The sequence below is a fragment of the Nostoc sp. CALU 546 genome, assembly GCF_048836525.1.
In genome coordinates, this window is the sequence record NZ_JAWJTF010000110.1 from 1 (window position 1) to 14,202 (window position 14,202).

Genomic DNA, 14,202 nt, shown 5'->3' on the forward strand with positions numbered 1-14,202 from the left:
AATTACTTATTTATTGGCAGAACTTGAATCTCTTAAAATAAATGTAAAAAAACTCTATTTAGATAGGGGATTTTTTAATACTCCTGTAATTAGATGGTTGCAAGCATTAGATATTCCATTTATGATGCCTGCTATCAAAACCGGAAAAAAGGGAGGAATTAAACAGTTTTTGAAGGGAAGAAAAAGCTATAAAACTACTCATACTATTACAAGAGACAAAGATGATTCAGTCACTTTTGATTTATGGATTGTCTGTAAATATAGAAAAGGAAAGCGTAAAAAATATGGGATGCAATACTTTGCTTATGTTACTTATAAAATCAAAACAAATTTAGACTATATATATCAAGATTATCGAAAAAGATTTGGCATCGAAAGTAGTTATCGGCTTAAAAATATTTGTCGAATTAGAACAAATAATAAGAATCCAGCATTAAGATTGCTATTCGTTGGTATATCCTTTCTTTTAGTTAATATTTGGGTTAACCTCCTCTGGCTTAGAATAAGTCGCAAAAGGAAAGGTAGCCGATTAATTTATCGTACACTTTTTACACTTAAACAGATGTTAGCCTTTTTATCTCAAGCCCTACAGCGCAAATATCAAGTAGTTGAAAGCATTTATATTCCAACAGGTTAGCACTGAAAATCTCTCGGCCAACTAATCATAAGTAATCTTAATCTATACTGTGTCTGCTGGTTAGAGAATTACATATAAAGAAGTATCAAAAAATATAAGTATTTTAGCGATCGCTCTTCTCTTAAAAACTTTTTGGTTTACTGATAACTATCAAAGGTTGTAGCGATCAGCGATTGGAGATGCGATAGTACCAAGTCTCTATGAATAGAAGTTACAGTTGTCAGCCCAAATTTTACTCAAGTCCCAAATGCGGACAGACTAACCGAAAGTCAATCAATTTTGGATTTTAGATTTGCCTTAGCGAGTCCGAGAACGTCTTTTAGATTGAGACACAAATCCAAAATTTAAAATTGGCACAGTCAAGGGTTATGTAACCAGCGTCAGCAGGTTATCAAAGTACAACGCGACTTTAATTCCTTGCTGAGAGAAGCTAAAGAATCTTCCATAATGCTAGCCCCCTACTCTAACAGCAGCGAAATTCAATGACACCACCACCTACAGGACTCCTAACTTCTGCCACTACGCAAACAAAAACTCAAGCCAAATCCGGCAGTTGTGGTTGCAGCAGCAAAACCGATGCTAAAACTAGTTTAGATGAAAAAATCAGGGCGCGGATTGAGAAGCATCCTTGCTATAGTGAAGAAGCGCACCACCACTACGCTAGAATGCACGTTGCAGTCGCACCAGCTTGCAACATCCAATGCAACTATTGCAACCGTAAATATGACTGTGCAAATGAAAGTCGTCCTGGTGTTGTCAGCGAATTGTTAACACCAGAAGAAGCAGCGCACAAAGTTTTAGTGATTGCAGGCAAAATTCCCCAAATGACCGTATTGGGAATTGCAGGCCCTGGAGATCCCCTAGCAAACCCGGAAAAAGCCTTCCGCACCTTCGAGTTGATTGCCGAAAAAGCACCAGATATCAAACTTTGCCTGTCAACTAACGGATTGATGCTTCCCGATTACGTCGATCAGATTAAACAACTCAACATCGATCACGTCACCATAACTATTAATATGGTAGACCCTGAAATCGGGGCGAAGATTTATCCTTGGGTTCACTATAAACGCAAGCGCTACAGAGGTATTGAAGGTGTCCGCATTCTGCACGAAAAGCAGATGGAAGGATTGCAAGCCCTTAAAGAAGCAGACATCCTTTGCAAAGTCAACTCGGTGATGATTCCGGGAATTAACGACGAACACTTAGTGGAAGTTAATGAAGTCATCCGCTCCAAAGGTGCATTCCTTCATAATATTATGCCCTTGATTTCTGCCCCGGAACATGGTACTCACTTCGGTTTGATGGGTCAACGTGGCCCCACATCTAAAGAACTGAAGGCAATACAGGATAAGTGTTCCGGGAATATGAAAATGATGCGCCATTGTCGTCAGTGTCGCGCCGATGCAGTGGGATTATTAGGTGAAGACCGGAGTCAAGAATTTACCAAAGAGCAATTCATGGACATGACTCCAGAATACAGCTTGGAGCAACGCCAAGAAGTCCATGCAGATATTGAGAAGTCTCAGAAAGAAATCAAAGCTGTTAAGGAAAAAGCTATAGAGACATTGCCTGCAACATCTCTACAGAACAGACCAAAAATCCTCGTTGCAGTCGCTACCAAAGGCGGTGGTTTGGTTAACCAACACTTCGGTCATGCTAAGGAGTTTATGATTTACGAAGTGGATGGTAGCAGCGTTAAGTTTGTTGGTCATCGCAAGATTGACCACTATTGCCAAAGTGGATATGGAGAGCAAGCCACTCTAGACAACATTATTAATGCTATCTCCGATTGCAAAGCGGTTCTGGTTTCCAAAATTGGTCACTGTCCTCAAGAAGAATTGCAGAAAGCTGGCTTACAAACCGTTGAAGCTTACGACGTGATTGAAAAGGTTGCGTTGGAATTTTACGAGCAATGGATTGGGAATAGGGAATAGGGTATGAGGTAAAGACTTTACCATTCACCACTTCCCAATCAACAAGGAGGATAAGCATGAGTGTGATTTATTTAGACAACAATGCCACAACCAAAGTAGATGAACAAGTTATAGAGGTAATGCTACCCTACCTCACCGAGTTTTATGGGAATCCTTCTTCGATGCACACCTTTGGCGGACAAGTCGGGAAAGCAGTTAAGCAAGCAAGGGCGCAAGTTGCAGCCCTATTGGGAGCCGAGGATTCGGAAATTATCTTTACCAGTTGTGGTACTGAGGGAAATAACGCAGCTATCAAGGCAGCTTTAGCAGCGCAACCTGAAAAGCGCCACATTATTACTACTCAGGTAGAACACGCAGCGATACTCAATGTCTGCAAGCAACTGGAAAAACAGGACTACACAGTAACCTACCTATCTGTGGACTCTAAGGGACAAATCGACTTGATGGAACTAGAAGCTGCCTTGACTGGCAACACTGCTTTAGTTTCCACTATGTACGCCAACAATGAAATCGGTGTGGTTTTCCCCATCGAGCAAATTGGGTTACGGACGAAGGAAGCGGGTGCTATCTTCCACGTAGATGCGGTGCAAGCTGTGGGGAAAGTTCCGCTTAACCTGAAGACCAGCAGCATTGATATGCTCACCCTCTCCGGTCACAAACTCCATGCTCCCAAAGGTATGGGTGCGCTGTATGTCAGACGTGGGGTGAGGTTCCGTCCTCTGTTAGTGGGCGGACACCAAGAACGGGGACGGAGAGCAGGTACAGAGAACGTTCCCGGTATTATTGCTTTGGGTAAAGCTGCGGAATTAGCGCAGGTACATTTAAAAGATGTGAACCGCGAAAAGGCGTTACGCGATCGCTTGGAAAATGGTTTACTGGCTGCTATCTCCAATACTAAAGTCAACGGTGATATTACGCAGAGATTGCCAAACACCACTAACATCGGTTTCAAGTACATCGAAGGCGAAGCAATTTTGCTATCCCTCAACCAATACGGCATCTGTGCATCTTCTGGTTCCGCCTGCACTTCTGGTTCCTTGGAACCCTCCCACGTTTTGCGGGCAATGGGCTTACCCTACACCATTTTGCACGGTTCGATTCGCTTCAGTCTTTCGCGTTACACCACTGAAACCGAGATAGATCGAGTCCTAGAAGTAATGCCCCCAATTGTCGAACGTCTGCGGGCGATCTCTCCCTTCAACAATGATCAAGCCGACTGGCTGCAAGCCCAAGAACAAACTTTGGCTCATCGATAGAAGAGGCAGAGGGAGCGGAGGGGGCAGAGGGGGCAGAGGAGAAAATTATCCTTTATACACAATCCAAAATCCAAAATCTAAAATTTAAAATCGGTTATGTGGGAATATACAGATAAGGTACTAGAACTTTTTTACAATCCTAAGAATCAAGGTGCGATCGCAGATAGTAACGAAGCAGGTGTAGCAGTTGTTTTTGGTGAGGTGGGCAGTATTGCGTGCGGAGATGCTCTGAGACTGCATCTCAAGGTAGAGGTAGACAGCGATAAAATCCTTGATGCTCGTTTTCAGACCTTTGGCTGCACTAGTGCGATCGCTTCTTCTTCTGCTTTGACTGAGTTAATTAAGGGTTTAACCTTAGATGCAGCGCTTAACGTTACCAACAAGGATATTGCAGAATACCTGGGCGGATTGCCAGAAGCAAAGATGCATTGTTCGGTAATGGGGCAAGAAGCCTTAGAAGCAGCGATTTTCAAATACCGAGGTATTGAGCTAGCTGCTCATGAAGATGATGAAGGGGCATTGGTTTGTAGTTGCTTTGGGATCAGCGAGTCAAAGGTTCGCCGTGTTATTCAGGAAAATAACCTTACCACTGCTGAACAAGTAACAAGCTATGTTAAGGCGGGTGGCGGTTGCGGTTCTTGTCTAGTAAATATCGACGATCTAATTGCAGCGGTGAAACAGGAATCAGCTATACCTATCGGCACTAGCCATAAACTAAGTCTCAAAATTGCTGCAAATATTGGAACTTCTCAGGAACCATCGCCGCGATCGCTAAAAACAGTCCAAAAAATCGCCCTGATTCAAAAAGTTCTGGATGAAGAAGTTAGACCCCTACTGATCGCCGATGGGGGAGACGTGGAACTCTACGACGTGGATGGTGATCGCGTCCAAGTATTGCTGCAAGGTGCTTGCGGTTCTTGCCCTAGTAGTACCGTGACACTGAAAGTTGCCATTGAAGCAAAGTTGCAAGAACGCGTCAGCCAAAACTTGCTAGTAGAAGCAGTTGACCCATTGTTCAGCTTAAGTAGAGGTCGTTAGTAATTACACTTAGTAGTCTACCGCAGTAACAATGCTTAAGTAAACCAGGTTTTACAATCTTTCTCTCCTTCTCTCTGTGTTCTCTGCGTCTCTGCGGTTCGTTCCTTTACCCTTCAAACTTCCCTTGACAAACTACTAGATTGCATCCAATTTTCTTAATTACGAATTACCAAGATATATGCAAAACTTTTCTTTTCTCGTACCAAATGTTTTAGAGCGATCGCCACCAGTGACATTATCAGAAGCGATCGCATCTATCCCCAACCACTCACTTATTGATTGCAGGAGAAATAACCATGACTGACAAATCTATTAGACAAATTGCATTCTACGGTAAAGGCGGTATTGGTAAGTCCACAACATCTCAAAACACACTTGCCGGCCTCGCTGAAATGGGTCAAAGGATCATGATCGTCGGATGCGATCCTAAAGCAGACTCCACCCGTCTGATGCTGCACAGTAAAGCCCAAACCACCATTCTGCACCTAGCTGCCGATCGTGGCGCAATTGAAGATATAGAACTGGAAGAAGTATTGCTAACTGGTTACTTGGATGTTAAGTGTGTAGAGTCCGGTGGCCCTGAACCTGGTGTTGGCTGTGCTGGACGTGGGATCATCACCGCTATTAATTTCTTAGAAGAAAACGGCGCTTACGAAGACTTGGATTTCGTTTCCTACGACGTATTGGGCGACGTGGTTTGTGGTGGTTTTGCTATGCCAATCCGCGAAGGCAAAGCGCAAGAAATCTATATTGTTTGCTCCGGTGAAATGATGGCGATGTATGCCGCTAACAACATTGCACGAGGCATTCTCAAGTACGCTCACTCCGGTGGCGTGCGCTTGGGTGGTCTAATCTGCAACAGCCGTAATGTGGATGGAGAAGTTGAATTGATTGAGGCATTAGCTGCAAGGCTAAATACTCAAATGATTCACTTTGTCCCTCGTGACAACGTGGTGCAACACGCTGAACTGCGTAGGATGACAGTAATTGAATATGCTCCCAGTCATTCCCAAGCGGATGAGTACCGTACTCTAGCTCAGAAGATCAAAGAGAACACCAAGCTGACCATTCCAACCCCCATCACAATGGATGAACTAGAAGAACTGTTGGTTGAATTCGGTATCCTTGGTGGTGAAGAAGAGTACCATAAAGCGATCGCAGAAGACTCAGGTAAAACAGCAGCTATTGTTTAAGCTGATTCGCCAGCTAATTATGGGATTGGGTTAGCGAGAAAAGTAAATGGGTTGATGAATAAACCTGCAAACTACCTTCATAAAGCTTCATCTACCCATTCACCCACCCAATTCCTCATTTCCACTCCCCTGCAAGTAAAGAGGAAAAACTATGACACCTTCTGAAGCCGGAATATTAGAGGAAAGCACTGCTGCTGAGGCAGCAACATCAGAAATTGACAAAAAAGCCCTGATCCAAGAAGTTCTAGAGGCATATCCTGACAAAGCTAAGAAAAAGCGGGAAAAGCACCTAAACGTTTACGAAGAAGGGAAGTCTGATTGCGGCGTTAAGTCTAACATCAAGTCTATTGCTGGTACAATGACCACTCGTGGTTGCGCCTATGCAGGCTCAAAGGGTGTGGTTTGGGGCCCCATCAAGGACATGATCCACATTAGTCACGGCCCGGTTGGTTGCGGTTACTACTCCTGGTCAGGTCGCCGCAACTATTACATCGGCACCACTGGCATCGACACCTTTGGTACAATGCAGTTTACTTCCGACTTTCAAGAACGGGACATTGTATTTGGTGGAGACAAAAAACTCGCCAAGCTGATTGATGAAATTGAAGAACTTTTTCCCCTCAATCGTGGAATTTCCATTCAATCAGAGTGTCCAATTGGTCTGATTGGGGACGATATCGAAGCCGTTGCTAAGAAGAAATCTAAGGATATTGGCAAGACCGTTGTTCCTGTGCGTTGTGAAGGCTTCCGGGGTGTGTCTCAGTCCCTCGGACACCACATCGCCAACGACACCATCCGTGATTGGGTATTTCCTAAAGCTGACCAAGCCAAGAAAGAAGGTACTCTCGGATTTGAGCCTAGTCCCTACGATGTTGCGATCATTGGTGACTACAACATCGCTGGAGATGCATGGTCTAGTCGCATTTTGCTAGAAGAAATCGGCTTGCGGGTTGTGGCTCAGTGGTCTGGAGACGGTACCCTACACGAGATGATGCTAACCCCCAGTGTGAAACTGAACCTGGTTCACTGCTACCGCTCTATGAACTACATCTCGCGCCACATGGAAGAAGCGTATGGTGTACCCTGGCTAGAATACAATTTCTTCGGCCCCACCAAAATTGCTGAGTCTTTACGGGAAATTGCTGCCAAGTTTGACGAAACCATTCAGGCAAAAGCAGAACAAGTCATCGCCAAGTACGAAGCCCAAACGAAGGCAGTAATCGACAAATATCGCCACCGCTTAGAAGGGAAAACGGTTGCTCTCATGGTGGGTGGTCTGCGTCCCCGCCACGTTGTTCCTGCCTTCCAAGACCTTGGTATGAAGCTAGTCGGCACAGGTTACGAATTCGGTCACAATGATGACTACAAACGCACCACTCACTATGTCGAGAATGGCACATTGATTTACGATGACGTATCTGCTTATGAGTTTGAGCAGTTCGTTAAGGCACTTCAGCCCGACCTGATCGCCTCTGGTATTAAAGAGAAGCACGTCTTCCAAAAAATGGCGCTTCCCTTCCGTCAAATGCACTCGTGGGATTATTCCGGGCCGTACCACGGCTACGACGGATTCGCCATCTTCGCCCGTGACATGGATCTCGCACTCAACAGCCCCACCTGGAGCTTAATTGGTGCGCCTTGGAAGAAGTAAAAGCTTTTTTTAACGCAAAGGTGAGGCAGCGCGGTGGACGGGTTCCCCGGCATAAAGCGACTGCCGTCGCAGAGGTTCACGCAAAGTTACGCAGAGTTTTTTGAAGGAGGATACCGATGGCTCAAAATGATGTCAGTAAAATTAAGGATCACGCTGAACTCTTCCAGCAACCAGAATACCAGGAGGTATTTCAAGGGAAGAAAGCGTTTGAAGGTGGACATGATTCCGAAGAAGTTGCCCAAATTGTTGAGTGGACAAAGACCTGGGAATACCGCGACAAGAACTTTGCTCGTCAAGCTTTGACTGTTAACCCGGCGAAAGCTTGTCAACCTCTAGGAGCAATTCTGGCAGCCGTTGGTTTTGAAGGTACGCTACCTTTTGTACATGGTTCTCAAGGCTGCGTCGCTTACTTCCGCAGTCACTTCACCCGCCACTTCAAAGAACCGTTTTCTGCCGTATCCTCCTCTATGACGGAAGATGCAGCCGTATTCGGCGGTTTGAAGAATCTAATTGAAGGCTTGGCAGTCTCTTACAACCTTTATAAGCCCAAGATGATCGCTGTCTGCACCACCTGCATGGCAGAGGTGATTGGAGATGACCTGCAAGCCTTTATCAGAACTGCCAAAGAGGAAGAGTCTGTTCCTCAAGACTTCCCTGTACCATTCGCCCATACCCCTAGCTTTGTTGGGTCACACATCACAGGCTACGACAACATGATGAAGGGGATTCTATTGAATTTGACGGCAGGGAAGAAAAAAGATACCACCAACGGTAAGATTAACTTTATTCCTGGGTTTGAAACCTACATTGGCAACCTGCGCGAGATTAAGCGAATTGCAAATGTGATGGGAATTGACTATACCCTGTTAGCAGATAACTCGGAATACCTGGATTCTCCTAATAATGGGGAATACAATATGTATCCTGGGGGCACAAAGCTAGAGGATGCGGCTGATTCAATCAATGCTGAAGCAACGATCGCACTCCAAGCATACTCTACAAGCAAAACTCGTGAGTACATCGAACATGAATGGCATCAAAAGACCTACGTTACCCGTCCAGTCGGGATTCGGGGAACCGATGAATTCTTGATGAAACTGTCTGCTTTGACGGGTAAACCGATTCCCAAAGAACTTGAGGATGAACGGGGACGGGCAGTGGATGCGTTGACCGATTCTCAGTCATGGTTGCACGGCAAGCGGATTGCGATGTATGGCGATCCCGATCTGGTGATTGGTTTGACACAATTCCTGTTAGAAGTTGGTGCAGAACCAGTTCACATCGTTGTTACTAATAGCAACGAACATTTTGAGACAGAATTGCGATCGCTGCTTGACTCTAGTCCCTTTGGTCAAGGTGCTACTATTCATGGTTGCCGCGACTTGTGGCATTTACGGTCTTTGATGTTCACCGAGCCCGTTGATTTACTCATCGGTAATTCCTACGGTAAATATCTCTGGCGCGACACGAAAACCCCAATGGTGCGGATTGGCTACCCAATTTTTGATCGCCACCACCTGCACCGCTACGCAACCTACGGCTACCAAGGCACGATTAACCTGCTCAACTGGATCGTCAACACAATTCTGGATGAGTTGGATCGCAACACCATTATTCCGTCCAAGACTGATATCTCCTACGACTTGATTCGATAGTAACTGGACATTGGGCAAGTGGGCATCGGGCATTGGCCTCAAATACACAGATTCAGTAATTTCTCTTTCTATGCCCCATTCCCCATCTCCCATATTTTATATCTCGCTTCCTATGACTACTATCATCCCTACTAGCGAACACCTCCGGTGCGCTAAAAGCGATCGCTTCGATATTCTCTCCCCACTACGCCGATGGGTGGATCAAATTCAAATATGCGATCGCCGTACCGCCCATCTAATTTGTCAGCTAATTCCTTGTTGCTGTCCTTTTGAACAAGACATTAGATTCTTCGGATTTACCTTCCACATTCCCCCACTCTGCAAATTAAATCCGCTCTACAACGAGTTTGTCGGATTGCGCTTTCGCAGCCTATGTTACCTCTCAGATGAATGTGCTGAAGATATCACAAAATACATCTGCTAGTCCTCTATTTCCTTCTCTGCGTACCTCTGCGCCCCTTTGCGTTAAAAAATCTTTCTCAAACTCCCATGAAAATCACCCAAGGCAAAATTAACGAGCTGCTAAGTGAGCCAGGATGCGAACACAATCACAAGCATGGGGAAAAGAAAAATAAGTCTTGTCACCAACAAGCCCAACCCGGTGCGGCTCAAGGTGGTTGTGCTTTTGATGGAGCATCAATTGCTCTAGTCCCAATTACTGATGCTGCTCATTTAGTCCACGGGCCGATCGCTTGTGCTGGCAACTCTTGGGGTGGTCGTGGTAGCCTTTCCTCTGATTCTCATCTCTACAAAATGGGTTTCACGACTGACTTAAATGAAAACGATATCATCTTTGGTGGGGAAAAAAAGCTGTACAAAGCCATTCTGGAAGTGCAGCAACGCTATCAACCTACGGCAGTATTTGTTTACTCCACTTGCGTAACTGCCCTAATAGGAGATGATTTAGATGCAGTCTGTGAAGCCGCCGCCAATAAAACAGGTATACCGATTATTCCTGTCAATTCCCCTGGCTTTATTGGTAGTAAAAATCTTGGTAATCGCGTCGGTGGAGAAGCTTTACTAGAATACGTTATCGGCAGTGCCGAACCAGAATTTACCACCCTATTCGATATCAATCTAATTGGTGAGTACAACATTGCCGGAGAATTGTGGGGAGTTCTGCCGTTATTTGAGAAATTAGGTATTCGAGTTCTAGCTAAAATTACGGGTGATGCTAAGTATAACGAAGTTCGCTATGCTCACCGTGCCAAACTCAATGTCATGATTTGCTCCAAAGCCCTGATTAATGTCGGGAGAAAGATGGAAGAACGCTATGGCATCCCCTACATTGAAGAATCTTTCTACGGTGTGGATGACATGAATCGCTGTTTGCGGAATATTGCCGCAAAACTAGATGATCGAGGTTTGCAAGAGCGAGTAGAACAGTTAATTGCTGAAGAAACTGCTGCCCTAGATATTACTTTAGCTCCATACCGCGATCGCCTTCAAGGTAAGCGCGTTGTTCTTTATACTGGCGGGGTAAAAAGTTGGTCAATTATCTCGGCAGCTAAGGACTTGGGAATGGAAGTAGTCGCCACTAGCACGAAGAAAAGTACTGAGGAAGATAAAGGGAGGATAAAAGAATTACTAGGCAAAGATGGCATCGTCATGGAAAAAGGCAATGCCCAAGAACTTTTACGGGTAATCGCTCAAACGAAAGCCGATATGTTGATTGCTGGTGGTCGCAATCAATACACTGCCCTGAAAGCCCGCATTCCATTTTTAGATATTAATCAAGAACGGCATCATCCCTACGCTGGATATGTGGGCATGATTGAAATGGCGCGAGAACTGGATCAAGCCCTTTACAGTCCTGTGTGGGAACAAGTACGTAAGGTTGCACCGTGGGAGGAGGGAGCAGAGGGGCAGGGGGGCAGAGGAAGCAGAGGAAGCAGAGGGGCAGAGGAAGCAGGAGGGGGAGCAATTTCAATCCAAAATCTAAAATCTAAAATCCAAAATTCTCAAAAGGCGGTTACAGTCAATCCTTTGAAGCAGAGTCAACCTTTAGGTGCAGCCTTAGCATTTTTAGGATTAAAAGGTGTGATGCCTCTGTTTCACGGTTCCCAAGGTTGTACTGCTTTTGCCAAAGTGATGTTAGTGCGGCATTTTCGGGAAGCAATTCCGCTATCCACCACAGCAATGACTGAAGTTAGCACTATCTTAGGTGGTGAGGAGAATATTGAGCAAGCAATTCTGACGCTGGTGGAAAAGTCAAAGCCAGAAATTATTGGTTTGTGTACAACTGGACTAACGGAAACCAGAGGGGATGACATGGAAGGCATCCTCAGAGATATCCGCAAACGTCACCCAGAATTATATGACTTACCAATTATATTTGTCTCTACGCCTGGTTTTAAAGGTGCATTGCAAGATGGTTTTGCTGCGGCTGTCGAAAGCATAGTTAAGGAAATTCCGCAACCTGGACAAACCAGGCCAGACCAAATCAATATTTTGGTAAGTTCTGCGTTTACGCCAGGGGATGTACAGGAAATCAAAGAGATCGTCTCTGCTTTTGGGCTAAAATCCATCGTTGTACCCGATCTTTCCGCTTCACTTGACGGTCATTTAGATGATTCCTACAGTGCGGTAACGGGTGGTGAGACGACCTTGGCAGAACTACGACAGATGGGTAGTTCGTTGTTTACCCTAGCGCTAGGCGAGAGTGTGCGCGGTGCAGCAGAGAGTTTGCAAAAACAGTTTGGCATACCTTATGAGGTGTTTCCGCAACTGACTGAATTAGAAGCAGTAGATAATTTCTTCCAAGGACTGGTAGATATAAGCGGGAATCCCGTACCAGAAAGATATTGCCACCAACGCCGCCAGTTGCAAGATGCGATGCTAGATACTCACTTTTATTTCGGACACAAACGGGTGTCGTTAGCACTAGAACCTGATTTGCTGTGGTCAACAGCTTGGTTTTTGCGATCGCTAGGATCTGAAATTCACGCCGCAGTCACAACCACAAAATCGCCACTTTTAGAACAAATTCCAGCCGAAAACATCACTATTGGAGATTTGGAAGACTTCGAGCAACTAGCAGTAGGTTCTGACCTCATAATCGCTAATTCTCATGCGAAAGCGATCGCCCGCCGTTTAGGTATTCCTTTCTATCGCCTCGGTTTCCCCATCTTCGATCGCTTGGGTAACGGACAGCGTTGCACAGTCGGCTACCGAGGGACTGTCCAACTTCTGTTTGATATTGGCAATTTATTTCTTGAGGCAGAAGAAGGTAATTCGTAATTCGTAATACTTCTCTACGAGAGGCTGCACCAACGGCTACGCTCAGTACAAGTTCGTAATTCGTAATTAAAAAGCAATCACAAATTACGACAAGTCAGGAGGATAAATATGAAAATTGCTTTTACAACTAACGACCAAATTCATATTAATGCTCATTTTGGTTGGGCGAATAAAATTGATGTTTATGAAGTTACAATCGATGGATATAAGTTTATCAAAACTCTGCGATTTGAGGGTGAGCTTAAAGAAGATGGTAACGAAGATAAATTAGTCCCAAAACTGGAAGCGCTGTCTGATTGCACGATTGTTTATGTAGCAGCGATCGGCGGAAGTGCGGCTGCTCGGTTAATCAAGAAATATATTACACCAATCAAGGCTAGATCAGAGGATGACGAAATCACTGATGTCCTGGAAAAGTTAGTCGAGACTTTGAAAGGCAGCCCTCCCCCCTGGTTACGAAAAGCTTTGCAACAAAAATCACCAATTTTTGAAGAAGAGGAAGTAACTGTATGAGTTCTACTGAAATTGTTAATGAAGCTCTTGGCAATGAAGCCTTAAATTCTCCATTTGTCAAAGAGTTAGTCAGGCAAATTCGCGCTCAAGATTCCTATGGATTTTATCGCAATTGGTCGGATGAATTGATGCTCAAACCTTATATTGTCAGCAAAGAGGCTAAACGCAAAATCTCTGTAGAGGGCGACGTTGAACCCGCTACAAAAGCCAGAATTTTGTCATTCTATCGCGCGATCGCTGGACAAATCGAGCAAAAAACTGGTTCCTTATCCCAGGTGGTTATCGATTTAAGTCATGAAGGCTTTGGCTGGGTACTGATTTTCTCTGGTCGTCTGTTGCTAGTTGCCAGAACTTTACGAGATGCTCAACGTTTCGGCTTTGATTCCCTAGAAAAATTAGCAGATGAGGGAGAGAAGCTAACACAAAAAGGCATTGAATTAGCAGAAAAATATACTGAAGTTACCAAACTGTAACAAGTTTAACTTTTGTAGTAATTACGCAAAAAGCGATATAAACGGAGAAATTTATTGTGCAAGCAGCAGAATTAAATCCTGACACTCAACAATCTATTGAAGAACTAAAACTCCAAATTAAGCGCCTCAATAGTAAAGCTGGTCAATTGAAAATGGATCTTCACGATTTAGCTGAAGGATTGCCAGAAGATTACCAAAAGCTGACAGCATTAGCAGCCCAAACTTATGAAGTATACCGTCAGTTACATTAACTGAAGTGTCAGCTAAAAAAAGGGTAGAAGAAATTATGAAATGGGATATCAACCGATTCAATCAACTTGTAGATACAGAAGAGTATTTCGAGTTTTTTCAATTACCTTATGACCCTCAAGTTGTTCATGTTAACCGTCTGCATATTTTGAAGCTATTTTCTCAAAATATTCACGAGATTGATGCCAATAATCCAGAGGTAAATCAAGCAGAAAAACTCGATTTCTACTGTACAGCACTTAAAGAAGCTTATGAAGTTTTTCTCAGTTCAACATCTCTAGAACAAAAGTTGTTCAAGGTGTTTAAACAGAAGCCTAACAATATTGTCATGCTGACAGAAATTAGTACAAACTAGGAGAGATA

The 14,202-nt window shown here is 44.4% G+C and carries 14 protein-coding genes; all 14 read left to right on the forward strand.

The genetic code is table 11. The features are described 5' to 3' along the window. On the forward strand, nucleotides 1-637 hold a 637-nt coding region (locus tag RRG12_RS35100), incomplete at its 5' end, for a transposase (protein WP_420762102.1). Nucleotides 638-1,119: 482 nt separating this feature from the next. Next, nucleotides 1,120-2,571, forward strand: coding sequence for a nitrogenase cofactor biosynthesis protein NifB (gene nifB, locus RRG12_RS35105; protein WP_420762399.1), 1,452 nt, complete (start codon nucleotides 1,120-1,122; stop codon nucleotides 2,569-2,571). A 56-nt stretch (nucleotides 2,572-2,627) separates the two neighbouring features. Then, nucleotides 2,628-3,827, forward strand: coding sequence for a cysteine desulfurase NifS (gene nifS, locus RRG12_RS35110; protein WP_420762400.1), 1,200 nt, complete (start codon nucleotides 2,628-2,630; stop codon nucleotides 3,825-3,827). Nucleotides 3,828-3,923: 96 nt separating this feature from the next. Further along, entirely contained in the window at nucleotides 3,924-4,865 is a 942-nt protein-coding gene (gene nifU, locus RRG12_RS35115; protein ID WP_420762401.1) for a Fe-S cluster assembly protein NifU, read from the forward strand. 178 nt (nucleotides 4,866-5,043) lie between these two features. Continuing rightward, a complete protein-coding gene (locus RRG12_RS35120; protein WP_420762402.1) occupies nucleotides 5,044-5,169 on the forward strand; it encodes a hypothetical protein in 126 nt (41 codons plus the stop codon). Beyond that, nucleotides 5,162-6,058 carry a nitrogenase iron protein gene (gene nifH / locus RRG12_RS35125; protein WP_420762403.1) on the forward strand — a complete coding sequence of 299 codons (897 nt, stop codon included), beginning with the start codon at nucleotides 5,162-5,164 and terminating at the stop codon, nucleotides 6,056-6,058. The genes RRG12_RS35120 and nifH overlap by 8 nt, the downstream gene beginning before the upstream one ends. Before the next feature lie 151 nt (nucleotides 6,059-6,209). Continuing rightward, on the forward strand, nucleotides 6,210-7,709 hold the full coding sequence (gene nifD, locus RRG12_RS35130) for a nitrogenase molybdenum-iron protein alpha chain (RefSeq protein ID WP_420762404.1): 1,500 nt from the start codon (nucleotides 6,210-6,212) through the stop codon (nucleotides 7,707-7,709). 116 nt (nucleotides 7,710-7,825) lie between these two features. Then, nucleotides 7,826-9,364, forward strand: a complete 1,539-nt coding sequence (gene nifK / locus RRG12_RS35135) for a nitrogenase molybdenum-iron protein subunit beta (RefSeq protein ID WP_420762405.1) — start codon at nucleotides 7,826-7,828, stop codon at nucleotides 9,362-9,364. 112 nt (nucleotides 9,365-9,476) lie between these two features. Then, on the forward strand, nucleotides 9,477-9,788 hold the full coding sequence (locus RRG12_RS35140; protein ID WP_420762406.1) for a Mo-dependent nitrogenase C-terminal domain-containing protein: 312 nt from the start codon (nucleotides 9,477-9,479) through the stop codon (nucleotides 9,786-9,788). Between the two features lie 65 nt (nucleotides 9,789-9,853). Then, entirely contained in the window at nucleotides 9,854-12,604 is a 2,751-nt protein-coding gene (locus RRG12_RS35145; protein ID WP_420762407.1) for a bifunctional nitrogenase iron-molybdenum cofactor biosynthesis protein NifEN, read from the forward strand. 108 nt (nucleotides 12,605-12,712) lie between these two features. Beyond that, nucleotides 12,713-13,117 (forward strand): nitrogen fixation protein NifX, encoded by a 405-nt coding sequence (gene nifX / locus RRG12_RS35150; protein WP_420762408.1) that lies wholly within the window; start codon nucleotides 12,713-12,715, stop codon nucleotides 13,115-13,117. Then, the gene (locus RRG12_RS35155) at nucleotides 13,114-13,590 is read left to right on the forward strand and encodes a NifX-associated nitrogen fixation protein (protein WP_420762409.1); all 477 of its coding nucleotides are present in this window, start codon (nucleotides 13,114-13,116) and stop codon (nucleotides 13,588-13,590) included. The genes nifX and RRG12_RS35155 overlap by 4 nt, the downstream gene beginning before the upstream one ends. Nucleotides 13,591-13,643: 53 nt before the next feature. Continuing rightward, on the forward strand, nucleotides 13,644-13,841 hold the full coding sequence (locus tag RRG12_RS35160) for a CCE_0567 family metalloprotein (RefSeq protein ID WP_420762428.1): 198 nt from the start codon (nucleotides 13,644-13,646) through the stop codon (nucleotides 13,839-13,841). A 35-nt stretch (nucleotides 13,842-13,876) separates the two neighbouring features. Beyond that, complete coding sequence (gene nifW / locus RRG12_RS35165; RefSeq protein ID WP_420762429.1) at nucleotides 13,877-14,194, forward strand: nitrogenase-stabilizing/protective protein NifW; 318 nt, start codon at nucleotides 13,877-13,879, stop codon at nucleotides 14,192-14,194. Nucleotides 14,195-14,202: the final 8 nt, after the last annotated feature.